General features: G+C 70.9%; 16 protein-coding genes and 2 pseudogenes. 6 read left to right on the forward strand and 12 right to left on the reverse strand.

The window, feature by feature from the left end; translation table 11 throughout:
* Positions 1–103: 103 nt before the first annotated feature.
* The 5 genes from AB0D04_RS18800 to AB0D04_RS18820 form a co-directional block, all read right to left on the reverse strand.
* A complete protein-coding gene (locus AB0D04_RS18800) occupies positions 104–988 on the reverse strand; it encodes a serine hydrolase (RefSeq protein WP_362704279.1) in 885 nt (294 codons plus the stop codon).
* A 320-nt stretch (positions 989–1,308) separates the two neighbouring features.
* The gene (aspA, locus tag AB0D04_RS18805) at positions 1,309–2,712 is read right to left on the reverse strand and encodes an aspartate ammonia-lyase (RefSeq protein ID WP_362704281.1); all 1,404 of its coding nucleotides are present in this window, start codon (positions 2,710–2,712) and stop codon (positions 1,309–1,311) included.
* Between the two features lie 46 nt (positions 2,713–2,758).
* Positions 2,759–3,838: an asparaginase gene (locus tag AB0D04_RS18810; protein ID WP_362704284.1), complete on the reverse strand. Its 1,080-nt coding sequence runs from the start codon at positions 3,836–3,838 to the stop codon at positions 2,759–2,761.
* Between the two features lie 68 nt (positions 3,839–3,906).
* The gene (locus tag AB0D04_RS18815; protein WP_362704286.1) at positions 3,907–5,466 is read right to left on the reverse strand and encodes an amino acid permease; all 1,560 of its coding nucleotides are present in this window, start codon (positions 5,464–5,466) and stop codon (positions 3,907–3,909) included.
* Positions 5,463–6,200 carry a FadR/GntR family transcriptional regulator gene (locus AB0D04_RS18820; RefSeq protein WP_362704288.1) on the reverse strand — a complete coding sequence of 246 codons (738 nt, stop codon included), beginning with the start codon at positions 6,198–6,200 and terminating at the stop codon, positions 5,463–5,465. Before AB0D04_RS18820 ends, AB0D04_RS18815 begins: the two co-directional genes overlap by 4 nt.
* Positions 6,201–6,375: 175 nt before the next feature.
* Here AB0D04_RS18820 and AB0D04_RS18825 point away from each other — a divergent pair, with 175 nt between their 5' ends.
* The gene (locus AB0D04_RS18825) at positions 6,376–7,092 is read left to right on the forward strand and encodes a hypothetical protein (RefSeq protein ID WP_362704291.1); all 717 of its coding nucleotides are present in this window, start codon (positions 6,376–6,378) and stop codon (positions 7,090–7,092) included.
* Positions 7,093–7,198: 106 nt separating this feature from the next.
* Here AB0D04_RS18825 and AB0D04_RS18830 read toward each other — a convergent pair whose 3' ends face one another.
* Together AB0D04_RS18830 and AB0D04_RS18835 are read right to left on the reverse strand one after the other, a co-directional pair.
* Positions 7,199–8,371 (reverse strand): FAD-dependent oxidoreductase, encoded by a 1,173-nt coding sequence (locus tag AB0D04_RS18830; protein ID WP_362704294.1) that lies wholly within the window; start codon positions 8,369–8,371, stop codon positions 7,199–7,201.
* A 23-nt stretch (positions 8,372–8,394) separates the two neighbouring features.
* Positions 8,395–8,547 (reverse strand): annotated as a pseudogene (locus AB0D04_RS18835) (Rieske 2Fe-2S domain-containing protein); the annotation flags it as partial.
* 294 nt (positions 8,548–8,841) lie between these two features.
* Here AB0D04_RS18835 and AB0D04_RS18840 point away from each other — a divergent pair.
* From AB0D04_RS18840 to AB0D04_RS18855, 4 genes are all read left to right on the forward strand, one after another.
* Positions 8,842–9,633: an IclR family transcriptional regulator gene (locus tag AB0D04_RS18840; protein ID WP_362704314.1), complete on the forward strand. Its 792-nt coding sequence runs from the start codon at positions 8,842–8,844 to the stop codon at positions 9,631–9,633.
* 197 nt (positions 9,634–9,830) lie between these two features.
* Positions 9,831–12,305, forward strand: coding sequence for an FAD-dependent oxidoreductase (locus AB0D04_RS18845; protein ID WP_362704297.1), 2,475 nt, complete (start codon positions 9,831–9,833; stop codon positions 12,303–12,305).
* Positions 12,306–12,348: 43 nt separating this feature from the next.
* Complete coding sequence (solA, locus tag AB0D04_RS18850; protein ID WP_362704300.1) at positions 12,349–13,503, forward strand: N-methyl-L-tryptophan oxidase; 1,155 nt, start codon at positions 12,349–12,351, stop codon at positions 13,501–13,503.
* Positions 13,504–13,544: 41 nt separating this feature from the next.
* Positions 13,545–14,672, forward strand: coding sequence for an aromatic ring-hydroxylating dioxygenase subunit alpha (locus AB0D04_RS18855; RefSeq protein WP_362704316.1), 1,128 nt, complete (start codon positions 13,545–13,547; stop codon positions 14,670–14,672).
* 17 nt (positions 14,673–14,689) lie between these two features.
* Here the strand turns inward: AB0D04_RS18855 and AB0D04_RS18860 are convergent, their stop codons facing one another.
* Positions 14,690–16,123, reverse strand: coding sequence for an MFS transporter (locus AB0D04_RS18860; protein ID WP_362704318.1), 1,434 nt, complete (start codon positions 16,121–16,123; stop codon positions 14,690–14,692).
* Positions 16,124–16,137: 14 nt separating this feature from the next.
* Entirely contained in the window at positions 16,138–17,085 is a 948-nt protein-coding gene (locus tag AB0D04_RS18865; RefSeq protein WP_362704303.1) for a nucleoside hydrolase, read from the reverse strand.
* Positions 17,086–17,344: 259 nt separating this feature from the next.
* On the opposite strand from AB0D04_RS18865, the gene AB0D04_RS18870 reads away from it, so the two are divergent.
* The gene (locus AB0D04_RS18870; protein ID WP_362704305.1) at positions 17,345–18,346 is read left to right on the forward strand and encodes a LacI family DNA-binding transcriptional regulator; all 1,002 of its coding nucleotides are present in this window, start codon (positions 17,345–17,347) and stop codon (positions 18,344–18,346) included.
* An 82-nt stretch (positions 18,347–18,428) separates the two neighbouring features.
* On the opposite strand, the gene AB0D04_RS18875 is transcribed toward AB0D04_RS18870, so the two are convergent.
* The 3 genes and pseudogenes from AB0D04_RS18875 to AB0D04_RS18885 form a co-directional block, all read right to left on the reverse strand.
* Positions 18,429–22,835: an aminotransferase class I/II-fold pyridoxal phosphate-dependent enzyme gene (locus tag AB0D04_RS18875; RefSeq protein ID WP_362704319.1), complete on the reverse strand. Its 4,407-nt coding sequence runs from the start codon at positions 22,833–22,835 to the stop codon at positions 18,429–18,431.
* A gap of 253 nt (positions 22,836–23,088) precedes the next feature.
* On the reverse strand, positions 23,089–24,657 hold the full coding sequence (locus tag AB0D04_RS18880; RefSeq protein WP_362704322.1) for a hypothetical protein: 1,569 nt from the start codon (positions 24,655–24,657) through the stop codon (positions 23,089–23,091).
* A gap of 2 nt (positions 24,658–24,659) precedes the next feature.
* Positions 24,660–25,048 (reverse strand): annotated as a pseudogene (locus tag AB0D04_RS18885) (hypothetical protein); the annotation flags it as partial.

The following is a 25,048-nucleotide window of genomic DNA, read 5'->3' on the forward strand; positions in this document are numbered from 1 at the left end:
ACGGCATGACAACGGCCCGTCGGGATCGGCGGCAAATTCGACGGGCCGTTGCTGATGCTGTTGTCGCGCGGGGGGCGGACGCGGCGGTGTACCGGTCCGCGGACTACGTCCCGGTCGCGGTCAGGTCGCGCTGGATGACCCGCGCGGCTCCCTCGATGGTGCCCACGCCGTAATCCATGGTGCGGTTTCCGTGGGAGAGGACGGCCATGCCGTAGTCGTGACCGCTTCCGGTGAAGGCGCCGGCGCTGTGTACCCGCCAGCCGTTGGTTGCCCGGGGCAGCCAGCCGTTCTTGACGTGCACCGTCGCCGAGGCGGGGGCACCGGCGGGCACGCCCCACTGCTGGTCCGCCTCGACCCGGTTCATCAGGTTGAGCGCGTAGGCGCGGTCGGACGGGCTGAGCACCGCATTCTGCGACGTGAGCAGCTGCATCAGCTTGAGCTGGTCGCCCGCGGTGATCTGGGTGAGCCCCCACGACCCACGCTTGCCCGGCACCGTCTGGTGCATGTCCGCCAGGTCCAGGAACCGCTTGATCCCGGCGGGCCCGATCCGGTGCCAGAGGGCGTCGGTCGAGGCATTGTCCGACTTGGTGATCATCGCGGTGGCCCAGCGGGCCTCCTGCGGCGTGAGGTGGCGGTGTGCCTCGCCTGCCTGGCGGAGCAGTGCCCCGAGCACGGTGACCTTCACCACGCTCGCGGAATCGAAATGCGCACCGGCCCGGTACCAGCAGGTGGTCCCGGTGGGCCGGTCATAGACGGCCAGCGCCGAACGGCCCTTGCGCCCGTCGAGGGCACCGGCGATGTCGTGCGACAGCTTGGGTGCCAGGCCGGGCTCCTTCGAGGTGCAGACGACCTTCGAGCCGCCCGCCGGGGCGCTGGCGGTGCTCGCCGCGGCCGGGCTCGCCGCGCCGAGGGCCGTCAGCAGCGATCCGCCGGCCACCACCGCGACCAGCCCGCGGCGTGCGCAGCGAGAGATGCGCGATGCGTGCATAAGGAATTCCGTTCCGGCCGCCAGGATTCGGGGTTGCGGCTCAGTTCCGTTCAGGGGCCAGGGTTCATGGGCCACGGTGACGATACGTGGCCCGGTGGTGATCACCTCGAACGAGTAGGGCTATTTGTCCGAATTTGTCCCATGTCATCGGTATGTGACGTTCACCAAATCGAGGGTGTCCGGCCGCGCGCCACGCGCTACGGCGAAAGGGCAGGTCGGAAGCGGTGCGGGAGACGACTGCCGGACCTGCCTTCCGGTCGGCCCCCGCGCTCCGACTACGGCACTGCCGCTGTCCCCGCCCCTACCGCGCCTACCGCCCCCTACCGTCCCGCCAGTACCTCCGGCCGTAGGAGTGCCGCGAGGCGGTCGGCCGGCAGCAGTCCCTGTTCCAGCACCAGTTCCGCCACGCCGCGACCGGTGGCCAGTGCCTCCTTGGCGATGGCGGTTGCGGCGGTGTAGCCGATGTGCGGGTTGAGCGCCGTGACCAGGCCGATGGAGTTCTCCACGGTCGCGCGCAGGGCCTCGGTGTTCGCGGTGATGCCGGAGACACAGCGTTCGGCGAGGGTGCGGCAGGCGGCCCCAAGATGGGTGATGCTCTCCGAGAGCGAGTGCAGGATGACCGGCTCGAACGCATTGAGCTGGAGTTGGCCCGCCTCGGCGGCCATGGTGATGGTGACGTCATTGCCGATCACCTCGAAGGCGACCTGGTTGACGACCTCGGGGATCACCGGGTTGACCTTGCCGGGCATGATGCTCGAACCCGCCTGCACCGGCGGCAGATTGATCTCCGCGAGCCCCGCGCGCGGGCCGGAGGAGAGCAGTCGCAGATCGTTGCAGCTCTTGGAGAGCTTGACGGCGATGCGCTTGAGGACGCCGGACAGATGCACAAAGGCACCGCAGTCCTGGGTGGCCTCCACCAGGTTGGCCGCGGTGACCAGCGGCAGCCCGGTGATCGCGGCGAGGTGACGGCGCGCCGCTTCCGCGTAACCCTCGGGGGCATTGAGCCCGGTGCCGATCGCGGTGGCGCCAAGGTTGATCTCATGAATGAGAAGGGCGGCCTCGGCGAGCCGGCTCTCGTCCTCCTCGAGCATCACGGCATACGCGGAGAACTCCTGCCCCAGCGTCATCGGCACGGCATCCTGCAGCTGGGTACGCCCCATCTTGAGGACGTCGCGGAATTCCGCGGCCTTGGCGGCGAATGCCTCGCGCAGCACCGTCATTGCCGCGAGCAGTTCGTGTACGGCGATCACGGTGGCCACCTTCACGGCGGTCGGGTAGACGTCATTGGTCGACTGGCCGAGGTTGACGTCCTCGTTGGGGTGCAGCTGGCCGTAGTCGCCCTTGGTGTGGCCCAGGATTTCCAGCGCCCGGTTCGCGATCACCTCGTTGGCGTTCATGTTTGTCGACGTTCCGGCACCGCCCTGGATGACATCGACGACGAACTGGTCGTGCAGCAGCCCCTGTTCACGGATTTCCCGGCAGGCGGCCGCAATGGCATCGGCCTTCTTCGGGGCGAGCAGCCCCAGATCCTGGTTGGCCCGCGCCGCGGCTTCTTTGACGGCGGCGAGGGCGTTGATCAGATGCGGGTAGGCGGAGATGGCCGTACCGGTGATCGGAAAGTTCTCCCTGGCGCGCAGGGTATGGACGCCCCAGTAGGCGTCGGCGGGTATCTCGCGGTCGCCGAGGAGGTCGTGTTCGCGGCGGTGGCCGACGGCGGCAGTCATGGTGGAGAAGTCCTTGGGTGGGAGGGGGAGGGGCTGTGGAGAGGGCTTATGGGGCGGGTGCGAAGGGTTCGGGGGAGCAGGCGGCCATCGCCCCCGCCGCCCGTAGGGAGCCGACCGTCTCGCCGCCTCCGATGACCGGTGTGGCGGCGAAGGCGGAGAGGACGCGGGGATCGACGCCGCAGCGCTCGAGGGCGGCGGCCGTCACCGGCATCCGGGCGCGGTCGGCGCCGTCGGCGATCTTCACGCCGACCGCGCGGCCGTCCGGCAGCGCCGCGATCTGCACTCCCTCGAACCCGTCCTTGGCGATCAGTCCGGGCACCGCGCGCATCAGCTGGGTGACGTCGCGCCCGTCCCCCGCGACCATCTCCGGGTGCTCGCGCAGGGCGTACGCGACCCGCCCTTCGTCCGTATCGGGCGCGGCCGTCGCCAGCCGGGCAACGGCTCTGGTGAGACCGTGCAGCGATACGGAGAACAGCGGCGCCCCGCAGCCGTCGACCGTGACCCGGGCGATGCCCTGCCCGGTCAGGTCCTCCACCGCCGCGGCGATCTCCCACTGGAGCGGATGCCCGGGATCGAGGTAGCTCTCGAGGCGCCAGCCCTGCGCATGGGCCGTCATGAGCATGGCGGCGTGCTTGCCCGAGCAGTTCTGCGCGAGCCGGGAGGGCGCCAGGCCCCGCCGCAGCCAGGCATCGCGTACCGCGGCCCCGTAGGGGAGATCCGGCACATTGCGCAGGTCGTCCTCGGTCAGCCCGGCCGAGTGCAGCATGCGCCGGGCGGTGGCCAGATGGCGTTCCTCGCCGGAGTGGCTGGCCGCGGTGAGAGCCAGCGACGGGGCGTCCAGCGGCGGCAGCCCCGCGCGCAGCAGGCCCACCGCCTGGACGGGCTTGAGCGCCGAGCGCGGAAAGAACGCTGCCTCGATATCGCCCGCCTGGAACTCCACGCTGCCGTCCGCCGCCAGCACGACGACCGAACCGTGGTGGACCCCCTCGACCAGACCCCCGCGTACCACATGGGCGAGGGGCACATGGCCCGGCTCCCGGACATCGGGCGGGGCACCTGGGGTACGGCGGGGCGGTGGGTCGACGGTCTGACGGCCAAAGGGCCGACGGCCGCTGTTCTGACTCATGATCACTTCTCGTTGCTTCCGCTGCTTTTCGCTGTTTCTCGCCGCTTCTGTCCAGCCCCCCTCGCTCGCTACTCCTCGCCGGCTCCCGCGCTCCTGGATGCCATGCTGTCGGCGTTCTCCCGCGCCGCCGCATCCCGTACGGCCCCGACCCGGCGCCGTACCAGGAACCAGCCGCCGACCAGCGCGGCCACGATCACGGGCAGTGAGGCGATCGTCGTCCGGCCGGCCCCGCCGTCGGCCCACATCAGCACCAGCACCGTCGCAAGGAAGCCGAGCGTCACGAACTCGGTCCATGGCGAGCCGGGGAGGCGGTAGTCGGGGCGGACGAGCTGTCCGGCCCGCGTCTTTCGCCAGAAGAGCAGATGGCAGACCATGATCATGGCCCAGGTGCTGAGGATGCCGATCGCCGCGAAGTTCAGCACGATCTCGAACGCCTCGCTCGGCACGACGTAGTTGAGGCCCACGCCCAGTACGCAGATGCCGGAGGTGAGGAGGATGCCGCCGTACGGGACCTGACTGCGGCTCATCACGCCGGTGAACCGCGGCGCGGACCCGGACACCGCCATGGAGCGCAGGATCCGGCCGGTGGAGTAGAGGCCGGAGTTGAGGCTGGACAGGGCGGCGGTCATGACGACGAGGTTCATGACCCCGCCCGCCGCCGGCACCCCGACGTTGGACAGCACGGTGACGAACGGGCTCTCGTCGGCCGAGTACGAGCTCCACGGCATCAGCATCGTCAGCAGCACCACCGAGCCGACGTAGAACAGTGCCACCCGCCACATGATGGAGTTGATCGCCCGCGGCATGACCTTGCGCGGCTCCGCGGTCTCGCCCGCCGTGACGCCGACCAGCTCGACCGACGCATAGGCGAAGACCACACCCTGGACCACCAGCAGCATCGCGAGCGTGCCGGTCGGGAAGATGCCGCCGTGGTCCGTGATCAGCGCCGGGCCGGGGGAGTGGCCGCCGACCGGCTGCTGGGTGACCAGCAGGAAGATGCCGATCAGCATGAAGAGGACCAGCGCGCCGACCTTGATGATCGCGAACCAGAATTCCAATTCGCCGAATATCTTCACGGAGATGAGGTTCACGGTCAGTACGACCGCGAGTGCGATGAGCGCGATCACCCACTGGGGGACGTTGGAGAACATGCCCCAGTAGTGGGTATATGTCGCCACTGCCGTGATATCAGCGATTCCGGTGGTCGCCCAGTTCAGAAAGTACATCCAGCCCGCGACGTACGCCCCTTTCTCGCCGAGGAACTCACGGGCGTACGAGACGAAGGCGCCGGACGACGGCCGGTGCAGCACCAGTTCGCCCAGGGCCCGTACCACGAGAAAGGCGAAGATTCCGCAGACCGCGTAGGCCACCGCCAGGGACGGCCCGGCGTCCGCGAGCCGGCCGCCCGCACCGAGAAACAGTCCGGTGCCGATGGCCCCGCCGATGGCGATCATATTGATGTGCCGCGAGGTAAGGGACTTCTGATATCCCGCATCGCCGGCATCAACATGCCCGCCACTCGGATTCTGCCCGGGCCCGTGCCCGGGCGCCTGCGCCTGGCTCTGCCTCTTGTGTTCCCGCTCTTGCTCTTGGTCCCGTTCTGCCTGCCGGAGGAATTGCTCGCTCACGTTGGGTCCTCTGGGTCGGGGGAGGGGTCCGTACGGTGTGGCGGCCGCACGATGGTGGTCAGCGTCGTCTCGACGCGGGCGAGGTGGTGGGCCATGGCTTCCACCGCGTCGTGCTCGGATTGGTCGACCAGCGCCTCGACGATCGCCCGGTGCTCGCGGTTCGACTGCTCGCGCCGTCCGCCGAGCTCGTTGAGGAAGGCCGACTGGCGGGCCAGCGCATCGCGGATTTCCTCGATGACCCGCCGGAAGACCGGATTCCGCGCTGCCTGGGCGACGGCCAGGTGGAAGAGGGTGTCCATCGCCACCCAGGCGGTGGTGTCGGTCTCCCGCTCCATCCGCTCCAGCAGATGGGTGAGGTGATCGAGATCCTCGGCCGTACGGCGCACCGCCGCGTACCCGGCCACCGGGATCTCCACATGCCGACGCACTTCCAGGAGGTCGCTGGCCGTGTAGTCACCGAAGGTCGGATCCTCCACCGCCCCGGCGGATACGACGAAGGTGCCCTTGCCGGTACGCGAGACCGTCAGCCCCATCGTCTGCAGCGCCCGCAGCGCCTCCCGGAGAACGGGCCGGCTCACTTCCAGGCGTCGGCACAGCTCCGCCTCCGAGGGCAGCTTGTCGCCGACCGCGTAGTCACCGCGCTCGATGGCGCTGCGGAGATGCGTCAGCACCGCTTCCATCGCGGTGATCCGCCTGGGCATATCGCCAGCTGTCTGGCTGTCTGACAGGTTCACCCCGGGATCGTCGGCCGTGCGGGGGCGGGGTGTCAAGGGGTGCGCTCGGACGGATTGCCGTGCGCCCTGTATCGGCGGCGGGGGCGCCTTTGTGATCGTCGTGCGCCCTGTCCGGATGCCGGACCCGGCCGTCACCATGGAGCCGGCAACGCCCAACCGGCACGGAGGCCGCCCGATGGACGTCCGAACCCTTACCGCGCTCACCGACGACACCTATGAACGGCTTGTCCTCGACAATGCCCACCCGCCGGCACGCGACCAGGAAGTCTGGGAATTACTTCTCAGCCGCCCCCTTATCGACCGCACCCGCGAAACGCTGTCCGGCCTGGTGCAGCGTAATGTCTCCGCCTTGCGGAAACGAAAGGCCGAACGCGAGGCATTCCAGGCCGAATGCTTTGCCCGTGGACCGGCCGGAAAGAAGGAATGGTTCGATACGCGGAACGAGTACGAAGAATGGCGGCACCGCGCCGCGAATTTTGCCCGTACCGTGCAGAACGCCCTTGCCGACGTCAACCGTGCCAAGCGCGACCTGAACCGCTCCGCAAACAACAGCGTGGCCCAGGAACACCGCGAATGCCTGCGCAAACTGGCCCTCGCCGTCCAGCGGCATCAGGCCGCGCACGCCCGGGCCGGGGGAATTGCCGAGCAATCGGACTATGAATTGTGGCGGGCCCTGGAACAGATCTCGGTGCCGATAGGAGCGAGCGGTGAGCCGACCACGCTGCGCACCATGCTCGACATCTACTGGACCGATGTGGCGTCGGTCGACGAGACGGAGGAGCAACGGGCGGGCTCGGAACGGGTGATGCGGGCGGCACCGGCCGGGCAGTCCGGGCGGTTCAGCGGGGTGCCGAAGGCGCGGCATGTGGACAACGGGAAACGGCTCGCCTGAGGCGTGGTGCACCGACACCGTGAGGCGGGCGCGGGCCCCGGCAAGGGCCGCCGCGCCGCACCACGGGAGGCCCGGACCTTGAGGTGAGGCGAACCGAACGGCGCACCTAGGCCGACGTCGCCTGTGCCGCGCGGGTGAGTTCGCGGCGGAGGCGCATGAAGGGGCGGGGGCGGTTGAGGGCGAGGGCGGCGGTGGTGTGGCCGTTGCGGTCGTAGGTGGCGAGGAAGCTGCGGTCTTCGGGGGAGCCTTCGAGGATGTGGGGGACGTCCGTGGGGAGGCGGTGGCCGGCGAACTGGATGCGGATGCCGTATTGGTCGGACCAGAAGTAGGGGTTCGGCCGATGGGTGGTGGCGGTGTGGCCGGCGAGGAGGTTGTGTACGGCGACGGTGGGCTGTTCGGTGGCGCTGGTCCAGTGCTCGGCGCGGGTGCCGTCGACCCTGGCCACGTCGCCTACGGCCACGATGTTGGGGAGTGGGGTGACACAGCCCGCGTCGCAGCGCACCCCGTCCTCGAGCGGTAGCCCGGAGCCCGCGAGCCAGTCGGTCTGCGGGCGTACGCCGATGCCGACGACGACCACGGAGGCGGGGAGCAGCCGGCCGTCGGTCAGTTCGACCCCGGTGAGGTGGTGGTCGGTGCCGCCACCGTGGAGGCGGGCGACGCCGGCCCCGGTGAGGAGGCGGACTCCGTGGTCCGCGTGCAGGGCGGCGCAGAACTGGGCCATTTCGGGGCCGAGTTGAGGTACGAGGGGGAGCGGGGCGGCCTCGACCACGGTGACGTCGTGGCCGAGGGCGGCGCAGGACGAGGCGACCTCGGCGCCGATGAAGCCGGCGCCGATCACGACGACCTGGGCCGGGCCACGGGTCAGGTCGTCGCGCAGGGCCCGAGCGTCGTCGAGGGTGCGCAGGGTGTGGGTTCCGGTGGGTTCCGGGCCGGGGAGGCGGCGCGGGGTGGCTCCGGTGGCGATCACCACGCCGTCGGTGACGAGGGACCGGCCGCCGTCGAGGAGCACCGCGCGCCCGCCGGTGTCGAGCCCGGTGGCGCGGGTGCCGAGCAGCCATTCGGCGTCGAGTTCGGCGGTCTCTTCGGCGTCGGCGAGGGCCGGTTGGCCGGGGTCGGCGGTGGCGGCGGTGAGGAAGTTCTTGGACAGCGGCGGGCGGTCGTAGGGGCGGTGTGGTTCGTCCCCGACGATGACCAGACGGCCGTCGAAGCCCTGGGAGCGCAGGGCCCGCGCGGCGTACAGCCCGGCCAGCGAGGCCCCGATGACAGCGATTGATTTCATGCGGTGAAGCCCTCCTCGGCGGCGAGATCGAATGAAGCGGCGTGCAGGGGGCACCCGACCAGACACCCCTGCGGCCGGCCGCCGAAGCGCAAGGCGTCCTGGTGGGGGCGGGTGTCGCCGATGGCGGACAGCTCTCCGTCGGCGTGGACGACGGCGATCGGAGGAGCGGTATCGATGTGGCAGTGCCAACAGCAGTGGCGGTGGGAGACGCGGTGCGAGACGCAGTGGGAGTGGCAGTGGCAGCGGGTGGGAATCACCAGGGCCCCCAGTTACGGTTCGGCCCCTTCGGCACGGTCGCGTTTCGCACCGCGCATGGTGGAGCGTTATGCGCAACAGAATCCCGAGGGTGAGCCATGGCGTCAAGCGGTCCCCGTGAACGGCGGCCCCGGAGCGGGGTGCCGGGCGGCGAGGTCGGGCGGATGACGGACTGGGCGACGGACGCGGCAGCGGGCGCGACAACGGGCATGACAATGGCGGGGCGGGCGGCGGAGAAAGCGGCGAAAGGGCCGGTCAGCGCGGTGCGGTCGGTGGACCGCGCCGTCACGGTCCTGGAGATCCTCGCCCGGCACGGCGAGGCCGGGGTGACCGAGGTCGCCGACGAACTGGGCGTACACAAGTCGACCGCGTTCCGGCTGCTCGGGGTGCTGGAGAACCGGGGGCTGGTCGCGCAGGAGCAGGAGCGCGGCAAGTACTACCTCGGTGCGGGGGTGTTGCGGCTGGCCGGTGCCGCGGCGGTACGGCTGGACATCTCGCAGGAGGGCGCGGCGGTCTGCCGCGACCTCGCCGACGAGCTGGGGGAGACGGTCAATATCGCGGTGCTCGACAACAACGCCGCCGTCAACATCATGCAGGCGCGTGGCCCGGCATCGGTCACCGCGCAGAACTGGCTCGGCCGGCGCACCCCGCTGCACGCCACGTCCAGCGGCAAGGCGCTGCTCGCATACCAGCCGGAGCCGGTCCAACAGGCCGTACTGGAACGGAAGTTGGCGCGGCTGACCGAGCGGACGGTCACCTCGGCGGCCGCGCTGCGCCGGGAGCTGGCGGAGGTGGTCGAGCGGGGCTTCGCGGTGGCGATCGAGGAGCTGGAGCTCGGGCTGCGGGCGGTGGCCGCGCCGGTGCGGGCACACGACGGCGCGGTCATCGGGGCGCTCAGTGTGTCGGTGCCCGCCTACCGGCTGGCCGAGGAGCGGCTGACGGAGGTGGTCAAGCGCACCGTCGCCGCCGCCGAGGAGCTGTCGCGGCGGATGGGGTACGCCTGTTGAGCGGGTGACAGGAGGGTGGATGCAGGCGGGGCCGGATCCCGAACTCCGGCCCCGCCTGTCGCGTACGCGGCCGTAACCAGCCCTTTACGAAGTGCTGGCCCGGACCCCTTGACGCTGCCGACGCGGCGCTCCCACGATGTCTCTCATCGCGCAACCGATCGTGCAGTGCGCAACACTGGGTCGGCAGGAGGAGGGCCATGTCCCGTACGCCCGCAAACAGTTCCCGTGTGGTGGTCATCGGTGCCGGCATCGTCGGCTGCTCCCTCGCCGACGAGCTGACCGCCCGTGGCTGGAGCGATGTCACCGTCCTCGAACAGGGCCCGCTGCCCGCCCCCGGCGGCTCCACCTCACACGCTCCCGGCCTGGTCTTCCAGACCGGCCCCTCCAAGACCATGACCGGGTTCGCGGCGTACACGGTCCAGAAGTTCGGCGCCCTCGACGTCGACGGACTGCCGTGCTTCCACCCCGTGGGTGGCCTTGAAATCGCCACCACCGAGGCCCGTTGGGCCGACCTGCACCGCAAGGCGGGGCTCGCCGCCTCCTGGGGCGTACGCGGCGAACTGCTCACCCCGCAGCAGTGCAAGCAGCTCTGGCCGATGCTCGACGAGACCATGCTCCACGGCGGTTTCCACACCCCCGACGACGGCCTGGCCCGCGCCCTGCCCGCCTGCCGCGCCCAGATGGCGCGGGCCGGGCGCCGCGGCGCCCGCTTCCTGGAGCGGCACACCGTGACCGGCATCGAGCGGGCGGGCGGCCGGGTGACGGGTGTGGTCACCGACCGGGGGACCTTCCCCGCCGATCATGTCGTCTCGGCCGCCGGCTTCTGGGGTCCGGTGATCGGCGCCCTGGCCGGGGTGGACGTACCGCTGCTGCCACTGGCCCACCAGTACGCCAGGACCGAGCCGCTGCCCGAACTCGCCGGAGCCAACGACGCCCGTACCGAAGCGAGCAAGCCGATCCTGCGCTTCCAGGACCGCGACCTCTACTTCCGCGAGCACACCGACCGCATCGGGATCGGCTCCTACGCCCACCGCCCGATGCCCGTCGACCCCTTCACCGTCCCCGCCTTCGACGAATCTCCCGTCATGCCGTCCTCGCTGCCCTTCACCGAGGACGACTTCGCGCCGAGCTGGCAGGACAGCATCGGGCTTCTCCCCGCACTGGCCGGCTCCCGGATCGCGGAGGGCTTCAACGGGGTCTTCTCCTTCACCCCCGATGGCATGCCGGTCCTCGGCGAATCCCGTGACCTGCGCGGATTCTGGCTCGCCGAGGCGGTCTGGGTCACCCACTCCGCGGGCGTCGCCAAGGCCGTCGCCGAGTGGATGACCGACGGCCGGCCCGCCGTCGACATCCACGAGTGCGACCTCTCCCGCTTCGAGGACGCCCAGCGCTCGCCCGCCTACATCGCCGACCGCGGCGCGCGGAACTTCATCGAGGTGTACGACGTCATCCACCCGCTCCAGCCCATGGAGCAGCCCCGGCCCCTGCGTACCAGCCCCTTCTACGCGCGCCAGCAGGAGCTCGGTGCGTACTTCCTGGAGGGCGGCGGCTGGGAGCGCCCGCACTGGTACGAGGCCAACGCCCCGCTCACCGAGGGGCTCGCGCTCCCCGAGCGCGACGCCTGGTCGGCCCGCTACTGGTCGCCGATCGCCGCAGCGGAGGCGCAGGCGACCCGCGAGAAGGTCGCGCTGTACGACATGACACCGCTGCGCAGGCTGGAGGTCACCGGGCCGGACGCGCTGGCCTTCCTGCAGCGTATGACCACCAACAACCTCCGCAAGAAGCCCGGCGCGGTCACCTACACCCTGCTCCTGGACGAGACCGGCGGCATCCGCTCCGACCTCACCGTCGCCCGCCTGGGCCCCGACCGCTTCCAGGTCGGCGCCAACTCCCCGGCAGATCTCGACTGGTTGCTGCGGCATGCGCCTGGGGGCACCTCCCGCTCGAGCGGAGCCGAGAGTGGGGGAGGAGTCCAGATCAGGGACATCACGTCCGGCACCTGCTGCATCGGCGTCTGGGGACCGCTCGCCCGCGATCTCGTCCAGCCGCTGACCCGCGACAACTTCTCACACGAGGCCTTCGGCTACTTCCGCGCCAGGCAGACCCACCTCGGCCATGTGCCGGTGACGGCGATGCGGCTGTCGTATGTCGGTGAGCTGGGCTGGGAGCTGTACACCACCGCCGACCTGGGGCTTCGCCTCTGGGACACGCTCTGGGCGGCCGGTCAGGAGCATGGCGTGATCGCCGCCGGGCGGAGTGCCTTCAACAGCCTGCGGCTGGAGAAGGGGTATCGCGCCTGGGGCGTCGACATGACCGACGAGCACACGCCCTACGAGGCGGGGGTGGGATTCGCGGTCCGTAAGGACAAGGAGTTCGTGGGGCGGGACGCCCTCGACGAAGGCCCCGTCGGCCGCAAACTCACCCCTCTCCTCCTCGACGACGCGGCCGCGGTCGTTCTCGGCAAGGAGCCCGTGTACCTCGACGGGGCCCCCGTCGGCTACGTGACCAGCGCCGCGTACGGCTACACGCTGGGCCGGTGCGTCGCCTACGCCTGGCTGCCGCCGCTCGCCACCGGCACCGGCGTACACCTCGAGTACTTCGGCGAGAAGGTCCCGGCGACCGTCGCCGACGAGCCGCTCTTCGACCCGAAGATGACCCACATCCTGAAGTGAGCACAGTCGACGCCGAAACCGTGCCACGACCGAGGAGGCCACCGTGTCCCCCACGTACGACGTGATCGTCATCGGCCTGGGCGGTATGGGCAGCGCCGCCGCCCACCACCTGTCCGCCCGCGGCGCCCGCGTGCTCGGCCTGGAGAAGTTCGGCCCCGTCCACCACCGCGGCTCCAGCCACGGCGGCTCCCGGATCACCCGGCAGTCCTACTTCGAGGACCCGGCGTATGTACCGCTGCTGCTGCGCTCGTACGAGCTGTACGACCAGGTGCAGCGGGCAACCGGCCGGGAGATCGCCACCCTGTGCGGCGGTGTGATGGTCGGCCGGCCCGACTCGCGCACCGTCGTCGGCTCGCTGCGCTCGGCCCAGCAGTGGGACCTGCCCCACGACATGCTGGACGCGCAGGAGATCCGCCGCCGCTTCCCGACCCTGACCCCGCACGACGAAGAGGTCGCGCTCTACGAGCCGCGGGCCGGTCTGGTCCGCCCCGAGAACACCGTCGCCGCGCACCTTCAGCTGGCCACCCGGCAGGGCGCCGACCTGCACTTCGACGAGCCGCTGACCCGTTGGGAGCCGTACCGGGACGGCGTACGCGTCCACACGGCCGAGAACACCTACACCGCAGGGCAGTTGGTGATCTGTCCGGGGGCGTGGGCGCCGGAGCTGCTCACCGACCTCGGAGTGCCGTTCACCATCGAGCGGCAGATCATGTACTGGTTCCAGCCGGTGCACGGCGTCGGGCCCTTCCGGCCGGCGCACCACCCCATCTACATCTGGGAGGACGCGGCCGGAGTCCAGGTCTACGGCTTTCCGGCCATCGACGGACCGGAGCTGGGCGCCAAGGTCGCCTTCTTCCGCAAGGGCGTCGTGTGCACCCCGGAGACCATCGACCGGACCGTGCACGAGCACGAGGTACGGGCCATGGCGGACCAGGTGTCCCGCTGCGTCCCCGACCTCCCCGGCACCTTCGTCAAGGCCGCCACCTGCATGTATTCCAACACCCCCGACGAACACTTCGTCATCGCCCGGCACCCCGCGCACCCGGAGTCCGTCACCGTGGCCTGCGGGTTCTCCGGGCACGGCTTCAAATTCGTGCCCGTCGTCGGCGAAATCCTCGCCGACCTGGCCCTGACCGGTGCCACCGCGCACCCCATCGGGCTGTTCGACCCCCACCGCCTCGCCGCCGCGCCCGCCTGAGGAGTACGCACGTGACGACGACCCCGATCTCCCCGAGCCCGATGCCCGCGAACCCCGTCTCTCCGAGCCTGATCGCCACCCTCGCCGGCCGCTACTACACCGACCCCGAGATCTTCCGGCAGGAACAGCAGAACATCTTCGAGCGGCTGTGGTGCTGCGCGGTGCGCGCCGCCGACCTGGACAAGCCGGGCGCCTTCCGCACGGTGCGGATCGGCCGCGAGAGCGTACTGATCACCCGCAACCGGGCCGGCGCACTGCGGGCCTTCCTCAACGTCTGCCGGCACCGCGGCGCCCAGCTGTGCACCGAGGAGTCGGGCGAGGTCCGCCGTAACCTGCAATGCCCGTACCACGCCTGGACCTACGACCTGGACGGCCGGCTGATCGCCGCGCCCCATCTGCAGAAGATGCCGGACATCGACCGCACCGAGCGCGGCCTGGTGACCGTCCCGCTGCGGGAATGGCTCGGCTATGCGTGGGTGTGCCTGGCCGACGATCCGCCGTCCTTCGAGGACACGGTGATCGGCGCGGCCGTCGAGCGGCTGGGCGACCCGGCCGCCATCGACCGCTACCGCACCGAGGGCCTCGCCCTGGGCAAGCGCCTCACCTACGACGTCCGGGCCAACTGGAAGCTCATCATCGAGAACTTCATGGAGTGCTATCACTGCGCGACCATCCACCCCGAACTGACCGATGTGCTACCGGAGTTCGCGGACGGTTTCGCGGCTCAGTACTACGTGGGCCATGGCGCGGACTTCGCGGCACAGGCGCAGGGGTTCACCGTCGACGGCAGCGCGGGTTTCGGGCGGCTGCCCGGCATCGAGGACGGCCAGGACCGCCGCTATTACGCGATGACCGTCCGGCCGCAGGTGTTCGTCAATCTCGTCCCGGACCATGTCATCGTCCACCGGATGTTTCCGCTGGCCGCCGACCGGACGGCCGTCGAATGCGACTGGCTGTATCTGCCGGAAGTGGTCGGCTCCGGCGCCGATGTCTCCCGTTCCGTCGAACTCTTCCACCGGGTCAACGCCCAGGACTTCGCCGCCTGTGAACGCACCCAGCCGGCCATGGAGTCGCGTGCCTACCGGGACGGCGGGGTGCTCGTCCCCAGCGAGCACCACATCGGGGCGTTTCACGCCTGGGTCACCGCCTGCCTGGAAGGCGAGCGGTGACCCGGTGACGGCGTGCCTCAGCTCGGTGTTTCGGCGGTCACCGGCTTCGGGATCAGGAACGACGTCGCGATGGCGAGGGCCATGATGACGACGCCCGCGATCATGCCGGCGGCGTACCCGCCGTGGGACGTGGGGTCCGCGGGGGCGCAGGCCGTCTTGACCGCGTACAGGAGGGCGAAGCTCAGGCCCGCGCCGAGGTTGAAGGCGCCCGCATTGAGGCCGGGCAGGAAGCCCGGGTTCTCGCTGGGGGAGAGGACGATGCCGAGCCCGTTGAGGACGATGTTGGCGACGCCGGCGTAGGTGATGCCCACCAGGAGCGAGGCCCCCAGCAGCAGGAGGTGCGAGTGGCTGCCGAGGGTGAGGAGCATCAGGACGACGGTCGCCACCGCGCCGACGAGGCCGAACCGCAGGATGCGGCCGTAGCCGAAGGTGGCGGCGAGGCGGCCGGCGACCGGGCCCATGGCAAGGCCCGCGAGGGCGTACGGCGTCAGGGTCCACCAGGCGGACTGTTCCGCGCTCATCCCCAGTCCGGCCTGGGCGTCCTGGGCGAACGCCGGGATCAGGCCGTTCATGACGGCGAACACGCCGGTCATGGTGAGCACGGTGGTCAGCAGGGTCGCCCAGGTGGCGCGCTGCTTGAGGTGGTGCGTGGCGACCAGCGGGTGGCGGCTGCTGTTCTCGGTGCGCCAGAAGGCGGCGAATGCGGCCACGGCGACGACCGTGAGGACGGCGATCAGCGACCAGTCCGCCGCGGCGAGCTTGCCGGCCTCGTTCAGCGCGATCAGCAGCGCGCCGATGGAGACGACGAGGAAGGCGACACCGGGCCAGTCCATACGGTGCGCGGCCGGTGCCTTGGACTCGGGCGTCAGGGTGGCGACCAGGGCCGTGGCCAGCGCCGCGACGACCGCCATCGCCCAGAAGACGGACGAGAAGCCGTGCCGGTCGGCGAGGTAGCCGCCCGCGAGGGAGTCGAGACCGGCGATACCGCCGTTGACGGCGGTGATCACACCCAGCAGGGTGCCGTACCGCTTCGGCTCGGTCACCTCGACCCGCAGCATGATCAGGCACAGCGGGACGACCGGACCGGACACGCCCTGGATGATGCGGCCGGCGAAGAGCATCGGGACGCTGGTCGCCAGCGCGGCGACCACACAGCCGATGACCATCAGGCCGAGCATGCCGGCCAGCACCTTGCGGCGGCCGATGACATCGCCCAGCCGCGGAAGGAAGAGGGAGAACAGCGCCGCGGAGGTGAAGAACGCGGTCTGGGTGAGGCCGATCTCCGCGGAGCTGGCGCCGAGGGAGTCCTCGATGCTCTTCAGCGCGGGGCTGAGCATGCTCGCATTGAGCTGGAAGGCGAAGCAGGCCGCGAGCAGCGCGGTGACCAGGACGCCGATGCGGACACCGGATCCCTGGGGCGCCCAGGACGGGCGGGTCTCCGTGGTGGTCATGTGGGTCGTGGTGCTCATGCCGCTACGTCACCGATCCGCTCGAGGGCGTCCACCACGAGGTTCCAGAACCGCTCGCGGTCGAGCTTGACCGCCACCTGGGTGGTGCAGTCGGCCGGCGCCGGGGCACGGAAGTCCGTCACGGTCATGCCGAGGGTCAGCTCACCGCGCAGTTCGATGTCGACCGGGGCCTTGCGGACGGTCATCACGTCCGGGTCGATGACATAGGCGACCGCGCACGGGTCGTGGACCGGCGGGTGGTCGAAGCCCTGGTTCTCCCGGTAGGCCTCGCGGAAGAAGTCCAGCAGCTCGAGGACGAACTGCGCGGGCCCGGTGCCGACGGCGGCGATCTTCGCCTCGACCTCGGGGGTGGCCAGCGCCTGGTGGGTGAGGTCCAGGCCGACCATGGTGACCGGCCATGCCTCGTTGAAGACGATGTGCGCGGCCTCGGGGTCGATCTTGATGTTGAACTCGGCGACCGCGCTCCAGTTGCCCTCGTGGAAGCCGCCGCCCATCAGGACGACCTCACGGACCCGCTCCGCGATGCGCGGCTCCTTGCGCACGGCCATCGCGATATTGGTCAGCCCGGCGGTCGGGACGATGGTGATCTCGCCCGGCTCGTGCGCCATCACGGTGTCGATGATCAGGTCGACGGCGTGCCGGCGGTCCAGCTCGATGGTGGGTTCGGGCAGCTCGGGGCCGTCCAGACCGGAATCGCCGTGGACCTCGGGTGCCGTCTCGATGTCCCGTACGAGCGGACGCGGGCAGCCGGCGGCGAACGGAACGCCGGTGATCCCGGCGATGCGTGCCACGGACAGGGCGTTGCGGGTCACCTTCTCGACCGTCGCGTTTCCGACCACGGTCGTCACCGCGACCAGCTCGACGTCGGGATTGCCGTGAGCCAGGAGCATGGCGACCGCGTCGTCGTGCCCCGGGTCGCAGTCGAGGATGATCTTTCTGGCCAACGGACGAGCCCCTTTGCTCTGCGGAACGGTCGTGCGGGGTGAAGTCTCTGGGAGCGCCGCAGAAGGCTGCTACCTCGGGTACCTCGGGAAACGTTCTCTGGAAAACGTTCTCCGGGAATGTCGCTCATGGGTCCGCCGGATGTCAACGAAGTGTGAGCCATACGACCGGTTACCAGACGGTACCGACACGGTGCGGGGGCGGTGATAACGTTTGCCGCCATCGTGACCGAGCGCAAAGGGGCGCACCACTGTGGCCGAAGTGACCTTGAAGGACGTCGCACGGGCGTCCGGCTGCTCCGTCGCCACCGTCTCCCGGGTCCTGGCCGGCACCCGCCCGGTCGGCGCCGAGACCGCCCGTACGGTGCGGGAGGCCGCCGCACGCCTCGGCTACCGCCCCAACCAGGTCGCCCGCGCCCTGCGCAGCCGCTCCACCGGCACCGTCGGCCTCGTTCTGCCGCAGATCACCAACCCGTTCTTCCCGTCCCTCGTACGGGAGTTGGAGCACGCCCTGCACGCCGAGGGCCGAGCCGTACTGCTCGCCGACTGCGACGACGACCCGCTGACCGAGGCGGCCCGGATCGGCGCCCTCCTGGACCGGCAGGTCGATGCCCTGTTCCTCATACCGGCCGATGAGCGCCGCAGCCGGGATGCGGTGGCGGCCGCGGCCGCCCGTGTCCCGCTGGTGCTGCTCGACCGTGGCTGCGGCCCCGGCGTCGCCGACTCGGTCGCCGTCGACAACGCCGCAGGTATGGCCCTCGTACTGGATCACCTGGCCGCCACCGGCCGCCGCCGCCCCTGCTTCGTCGGCGCGGCCGGGACCGCATCGGCGGCGCTCGAGAGGCGGACGGCGTACGAGGCGGGGGCCGCGGCGCTGGACCCGCAGGCGCCCGCCCGCCTCGAGCTCGGCGACTTCTCGGCGGAGTGGGGCCGCGAGGCCGTCGACCGCAGCTGGCACTCCCGGCCGGACGCCTATGTCTGCGCCAATGACCTCATCGCCGTCGGCGCGCTCCAGCGGCTGCGCCAGCTCGGCGCGGACGTCCCCGGCGAGGTCGCCGTCACCGGCTTCGACGACATCCCCCTGGCGGGCCTCGCCGACCCGGCCCTGACGACCGTCCGCCAGCCCGTCGGCGAACTGGCCGCCGAGGCCACCCGGTTGCTCACCCACCGCCCGGCCGGTACCGGAGCCCGCCGGGCGGTCCGGCTCGCCCCGGAACTGGTCGTACGCGCCTCCAGCACGCCGGTGGACCGCCCGGTCCGCTGATCACCCGCGCGGCCGCCCGCGAAGGGCGAGGGGCCGCCGGATCCGCCCGACGTTCACTCGCCCTCCACCGGGGCATGCCGGCTCAGCTCCGCGCCCGCAGCGCGAACCGTTCGGCGAGCCGGGTGAGGGTGTCGTTGAGCCGCTCGATGTCCTCGTCGGAGTTCAACGCCGTGATCTGGATGCGGAATCCGACCCGGTTGTGCGGCACGAGGGGGTAGGCCGCCAGTGCCACATAGATGCCGTTCTCCCAGAGGAAGGCGGCGACCGCGTCCAGGTCCGAGGCGTCCTCGAGGGGGATGTGCAGGATGGGGAACCCGCCGGGGTTGCGGGTGTCCAGGCCGAGGCGTTCGGCGTGGTCCAGCACCCGCCTCGTCTTGCGGTGCAGCTCCGCCCGGATGGCATCGCCGCGCGCGTCGTTGACCGCCAGCCCGGCCAGGGCGGTGGCGAGCGACGCGGTGGGGGAGGGGCCGGAGTAGAGGTAGGGCGCGGCGGCGACCTTGAGGTGGTCCTTGAGCCAGCAGGGCAGGGCGAGAAAGGCGAGGTGGGACGAGTACGCCTTGGAGAAGCCGCCCACCAGGACGATGTCGTCGTAGGTCTCCCCGGTGTGGCGGACCACGCCGTTGCCGCGGGAGCCGTAGGGGCACGGCTCGTCCGGTACGCGTTCCCCGAGGACACCGAAGCCGTGGGTGTCGTCGATGTAGAGCGTTGCGCTCCGGTCCCGGCAGATGGCGGCCAGTTCCGGCAGGTCGGGGACCTTGCCGCTCATGCTGTTGACGCCGTCCAGGCACACCAGCCGGGCGGAGCTGTTGGGGACGGCGCGGAGCAGGGAGTCGAGCCGGTCCGGCTGGTCGGCGCGGAACCGCTGTACCGTCGCCCCTTGCCCCCGGGCCGCGGTGCATCCGTCGTACACGGTCCGGTGTGCCTCGGCCTCGACGAAGACATGTCCCTCGCCGGCGAGGACGGGGATCACGGAAGTATGGATGAGGGTGACCGTCGGCAGGACGAGGGTGTCGGGCGCGTGCAGCAGCGCGGCGAGTTTCTCCTCGATCTCGGGGTAGAGGCGGGGGCTGCCCAGCAGCCGGGACCAACTGGGGTGGGAGCCCCAGTTTCTGACGGCTGGTCCGATGGCCTCGGTGATCTCGGGATCCCAGTCGAAGCCCAGGTAGTTGCACGAGGCGAAGTCGATCAGCCAGTGGTCGCCACTGCGCAGGTGCCGGCCCCGTACCTCGTCCAGGACCGCGTCGCTCATCGGGCTGGTCCGCCGCAGGTGCTCGAGGTCACCGCAGCGTGGATCGCGGCGTACCCCTCGGGGTTCGGCAACCGTGTCGTACCTGGCGACCTCCTGCCTGCCGGGGAGCTGCGCAGGCGTGGCGGGCCGGGGAGGCGGGCGGGTGCCGGCCGTGGGCGCCTTGCCGGGGGGCGGCTGCTCGGCCGGTATGTCGGCCGGCGGCCGGGAGCCGTTCCGCCGGCGCAGCAGCAGTTCGCCCTGCTCGGCGGTCATCGGGCGGGCGAAGAGATAGCCCTGGCCGAAGCGGCAGCCCATGCCCGCCAGCAGGTCCCGCTGAGCGGCGTCCTCGATGCCCTCGGCGATGACCTCCAGGCCCAGCGTGTCGGCGATCCGCACGATGCCCTCGACCAGCGCCACTTGCTGGGCGCCCAGCAGGATGTCGTCGATGAACGACTTGTCGATCTTCAGCACATCGATCGGGAATTCCCGTAGGTAGCTGAGCGAGGAGAAGCCGGTGCCGAAGTCGTCGATCGCGATGCGCACGCCGAGGTTCTTCAACGTCCGCAGCACGGCGTGCACTTGGTCGTCCCCGCGCATCAGCTCGGTCTCGGTGAGCTCCAGCAGCAGCGCCCCGGGCGCCAGCCGTGGGGTCTCCAGCACCTTGCTCACCTCGTCGAGGAAGCCCGCGTCGCGCAGCTGACGGGCGGAGACATTGACGCTGACGTACGGGGGCGGCCGCGAACCCTCCAGCGTCTCCTGCCACCGGGTGAAGCTGGCGGCGGCGTGCTCCAGCACCCACGCGCCCAGCGAGGTGATCTGCCCCGTCTCCTCGGCGAATTCGATGAACTTGCTCGGCGGCACCAGGCCCCGCCGGGGATGCGGCCACCGCACCAGCGCCTCGAACCCGACCACATCGCCCTGTGTGATGTCCACGATGGGCTGATAGCGCAGCGCGAACGCCTGCTCGGCGATCGCCGCGTCCAGGCTCGCCTGCATCTCGTGCCGTTCCACCATGCGCGCGTGCAGACCCGGCTGGAACCGGCGCCACTGCCGCTTCCCCGCCGCCTTCGCCGCGTACAGGGCCAGGTCCGCATGGCTCAGCAGCTCTTCCGCGCCCGAACTGTCCATGGCGGTGGCCACCCCCACGCTCGCGGAGATGGTCACCGAACCGTCCGCCAGGCGGAACGGCCGGCTGAGAGCCTGCAGCACCTGCGTGGCCAGGCTCTCGGCATTGGTGACCACCTTCGTGTCCTCCATCAGGACCGCGAATTCATCGCCGCCCAGCCGCGCCGCGGTATCGCTGCGCCGCAGCGAGTCCGACAGCCGGCCGGCCACCGCGACCAGCAGCTGGTCGCCGACCGTGTGCCCCATGGTGTCGTTGACGACCTTGAAATCGTCCAGGTCGATGAAGAGCACACTCGTGACGGTCGACTCGCGCTCGCCGCGCAGCAGGGCGCGGCCGATGCGCTCCAGCAGCAGCGTCCGGTTGGGCAGGCCGGTCAGCGCATCGTGGAAGGCGCGCCGGGTCAGTTCCTGCTCGAGCTGGCGCTGCTCGGTGACGTCCCGCAGCGTGATGACCAGCCCGTGGACGGTCGGATCGTGCCGCAGATCGCTGAAGCGCACCTCCGCCTCGATCCGGCCGGTGGCGCGGACCAGCCACCAGCTGTCGCGGTCCTCCTCCCCTTCGTCGCTGCGGATGGCCTGCACCGCATGCCGCGCCCGCTCCCGGTCGCGCACGTCGACCAGGGCGAACAGGCCCGTCCCGGTCAGCCGGACATCGCCGAACAGCGACCTCCCCGACGGGCTCGCGTACCGGATGGTGTCGTCGTCATCGACGATGAGGATGACGTCCGAGGCCTGCTGCACCAGCGCCCGGAAGTACGCCTCGCTGTCCCGCCGGCTGATCTCCTGGCTCAGCCCGACCCGCTCCATGGCCAGCCCGGCGTGCGAGGCCAGGATCTCCAGCGAGCGCCGCATCTCGGCGAGCGGCTTCGTGGGGCCCGCGGCCAGCAGGATGCCCAGCAGCTCGCCGCCGGCCGGGCGGTCCGGCACGATGACGGGGCACACCAGGACGCTGGGCAGGTGCCCCAGTCCGGCGGCGATGCCCGGGGAGAGATCGCCGACGGACATCAGCCGGGACTCGGAGCGGGCGAGCGGACCGGCCCGCTGCCGTTCCGCGTCCATGTCCTCGGCCGCGAGCAGCCTGATCTCACACCGCGTATGCGGCCCGAACAGCGCGGCCGCCGCCGTGCCGCAGATCCGCGAGATCTCCTGCGGCCGGACCGCCGTGACCAGCGACGCGGCCGCCGCGCCCAGCACCCGCTCGCGGTCGATCGCCCGGCGGTGCGCCACCACCATGCCCGTCAGACGCGCGATGACGAGCAGGAACAGTACGCCCGAGAACGCGGCGATCACCGCGACGTCCCGCGCTGCGCCGTGCAGCGCCTCGTAGAGCAGCAGGGCCGGCGCGATCAGCGAGGTCAGCGAGAGCAGCAGCAGCCGACGCATCGGCGGGACCGGAGACGGGCCCTGCGGGGCGTGCGCGGTCAGTTCCACCATGGAGGGATGCAGGGCGGCCATCCCCCACGCTGTGTAGAAGACGACCCAGCCGGTGTCCAGGACGGGGCCGGCCTGCCACTCCCCGTTGAGCTGGAGAATGCCGTAGGCGATGTCGAAGCCCAGCATCGTGGCCGTGCCGATGACCAGCAGCTGCACCGCACGCATGCGCCTGGCCCGGATGCTCGGCACCAGCAGCCGGGTCAGCAGCGCCAGCACCAGCACGTCACCGAGCGGGTAGGCGATGGAGACGGCGCGCTCCGTCCAGGGCTGGCCCTGGACATGGGTGAGCGGCTGCACCAGAAAGTCCCAGACCAGTACGGACAGCCCCGACGTAAGGATCAGCGCGTCCAGCAGGTTGGGCACATCACGGCCCGACCAGCGGTAATGGACCAGGCCGAACAGCCCCGTGGCGAACAGCGGGTAGGTGAGCAGGTAGCAGGCGTCCGCCAGCGAGGGGAAGGGGTGGACCACGCCCAGGTAGGAGGCCAGGACGTTGTAGACGGTGTCGCCCGCGGCGAAGGTGAACAGCCCCGCGGCCAGCGCCCACCACGGCCAGCGGTGGGCGGGCCGGTGGATCCGGACGCCGGTCAGTATCGCCGCGACGCCGAGCAGCCCGATGGCGGCCCACACCGGTGTACGGGCGTCAGGGATGCCCAGGTAGAGGAGAGTGAGGAGGGCGACCAGGTACGCGTACCCCGTCATCAGCCGGTGTGCCGGAAGCCGATGTGCCCGAAGCACGGCAAGCGCCTCCCTGAGTGGCCGGACCCTCGTACCGGGAGTGCGTCCACCTGGGGCCTGTCCGATGGGTCAGGGCCGGGCCCGCGGCCTTTCCGGCCCTGACCCATCGGACAGGCCCTAAGGTCTCGTCACTCGATCGTAGGCACGCCCGGCACCCGGCTGCATCTCGTCAGCGGCTCACCCAACGCCTCAGCGGCTCACCCAACAGCTCAGCGGCTCACCCACGGCCCTCGTGCAGACACCATGTGACGAACGGCGTCATGCTGTCGTGCACCCGCCGTTCCTCCACCGTGACAGCGGCGGTGAAAAAGAACCGCACCTCCCGGAAGTTGTGCGTCATCGCACGTACGAGATTGCCCAACTGGAGCTCCTTGATCAGCCAGTCGCGGGCCCGGTCGCTGTCGTCGGGTCCGCTGTTGCCGAAGCCGTCGCCGGGACGGTCGTCGGGGCTGCCCTCCGGCAGGCTCTCCGTATGCAGCAGGTCCGTCTTGCTGATCGCCACCGCGAGGCGCGACTGCTTCAGCGGCGCATCCATCTGGAGCATCGCCTGCACGGTCTGCTGGAAGACCAGTTCCGGATGGACACTTGAGGCCAGCGCCCGGTCCACCGTGCTGTGCCGCCCGGCCCCGGGCCCCTCCCAGAAGGCGGGCACGGCCAGCGGATCCAGGACGAACAGGAAGGTGTGCGCCGCCCGGACATAGCCCAGGGCGTCGATGTCCTCGCGGTGGGTGAAACGCTCGCCGGCCGTGTCGAAGACATGCAGCAGCCGCTCCGTGCGGCCCTGGGTGAGGATGACCGAGTAGGCCCGGGGGAGGGCGCGTTGGGTGGAGCGGGTGTGCCCCTGGATCTCCAGGACCTCGCGCAGGATCTCGTAATTGCCGCGGGTGTCCTCGTCGGCGGCGCGCAGCGCGGAGCCCTCGCCGGAGTCCAGGCTCATCAGCATCGCCGCCATCAGCTGCGTCTTGCCCGCGGCCCGGCCGCCGATCAACGGCAGTACGGTCTCGGCCAGGTGCCCCGCGTCCTGGCCCATCGGCTTGGCGCAGAAGGTGCAGTGCGCCTCCAGGCGGCGCTTCTTCGGCATCAGCATCAGCAGCGTGGGGAGCTTGGTGCGGCACTGGCACCGCCGTCGCACGATGCCGTAGCGGCCGGGCCGGATATCGGTGTGCCGACGGCGGCACGAGGCGTTGCGGCACTCGTACGCCGGGTACGGGACCCGCTCGAAGCAGTGCGGGCACAGCATGCCGTTGTGCAGCGCACGGGTCCACAGCGCGGCCACGTCCAGGGCCCGCAGCAGGCTCGCGGCCAGCCGGGCGGCCGCGTGCAGCACCGCGATCAGCAGGCCGTGCAGCAGCAGCGCCACGGCGAGGAAGGGGACGACGAGGACGGCGCCCAGCGCGAGGCCCGCATACAGCGTCAGCCCGAACGGCACGGTCAGGAAGCGGCTCTGGGTGGGCCGGGTGAACTGATGCAGCGTCACCGAGCGGAAGCCGTCGCCGACCGTCCGCACGTACAACCGCCGTGCCAGCGTGTTCAGTTGACGCAGATCGCGCAGTGCGGGACCGAAGAAGTACTGCCGGTGCGCCGGTTGCGGCTCGTCCTGCGGGCGGAACGGCGGGAGTGTCACGAACTCCGGCGTGCGGCGGCGCAGTACTCCGATCAGCAGCCGCCCGTACCGCCCCAGCAGCTCACCGGTGAGGCCGAGCGCCCGGCCCACCGCGATCAGCGGGGCGACGGCCACGAACGGCCCCAGCCCGGCCAGGTAGAAGATGCCGAGGAAGAGATACATGCTCACCCCTCCCCGGTGTCGCGCTTCGGCCTGCGCTGGGTGAAGCGGCGGACCAGCTTCTTGGAGGTGCTCAGCCGCCGCTGGGCGTGCTCGGCGAGCCGTTCCGCGTACTCCGGCCGGTACGGGCGGAGCGCGGCGACGAGCCGTTCGGTGTCCTCGACCCGCCATGCGTCGATGGCCTGTCGGCCGATGCGGGCGATCAGATCGCGGTGGGAGAGGGGCAGGTCCGCGGTGCGCACCAGCAGCAGGCCGATGACGTGGTCGAGGGCGGCCGCGGTGATCCTGGTACCGGGAAGGGTGGCGGCGGCCACCGCCGCCAGATAGGCCTCGGCGGTACGGTGCCCGAGCCGCGGCAGAAACCGGGGCACCGCCCGGGGATCCACCGGCAGCC

It is taken from the genome of Streptomyces sp. NPDC048483 (assembly GCF_040651455.1).
Taxonomy (GTDB): Bacteria; Actinomycetota; Actinomycetes; order Streptomycetales; family Streptomycetaceae; genus Streptomyces.

Bases quoted from the DNA above. Each gene is read 5' to 3' on its own strand.
- AB0D04_RS18800 (WP_362704279.1), bottom strand. From the start codon at position 988: ATGCACGCATCGCGCATCTCTCGCTGCGCACGCCGCGGGCTGGTCGCG.
- aspA (WP_362704281.1), bottom strand. From the start codon at position 2,712: ATGACTGCCGCCGTCGGCCACCGCCGCGAACACGACCTCCTCGGCGAC.
- AB0D04_RS18810 (WP_362704284.1), bottom strand. From the start codon at position 3,838: ATGAGTCAGAACAGCGGCCGTCGGCCCTTTGGCCGTCAGACCGTCGAC.
- AB0D04_RS18825 (WP_362704291.1), top strand. From the start codon at position 6,376: ATGGACGTCCGAACCCTTACCGCGCTCACCGACGACACCTATGAACGG.
- AB0D04_RS18830 (WP_362704294.1), bottom strand. From the start codon at position 8,371: ATGAAATCAATCGCTGTCATCGGGGCCTCGCTGGCCGGGCTGTACGCC.
- AB0D04_RS18840 (WP_362704314.1), top strand. From the start codon at position 8,842: ATGGCGGGGCGGGCGGCGGAGAAAGCGGCGAAAGGGCCGGTCAGCGCG.
- AB0D04_RS18845 (WP_362704297.1), top strand. From the start codon at position 9,831: ATGTCCCGTACGCCCGCAAACAGTTCCCGTGTGGTGGTCATCGGTGCC.
- AB0D04_RS18855 (WP_362704316.1), top strand. From the start codon at position 13,545: ATGCCCGCGAACCCCGTCTCTCCGAGCCTGATCGCCACCCTCGCCGGC.
- AB0D04_RS18860 (WP_362704318.1), bottom strand. From the start codon at position 16,123: ATGACCACCACGGAGACCCGCCCGTCCTGGGCGCCCCAGGGATCCGGT.
- AB0D04_RS18875 (WP_362704319.1), bottom strand. From the start codon at position 22,835: ATGACGGGGTACGCGTACCTGGTCGCCCTCCTCACTCTCCTCTACCTG.
- AB0D04_RS18880 (WP_362704322.1), bottom strand. From the start codon at position 24,657: ATGTATCTCTTCCTCGGCATCTTCTACCTGGCCGGGCTGGGGCCGTTC.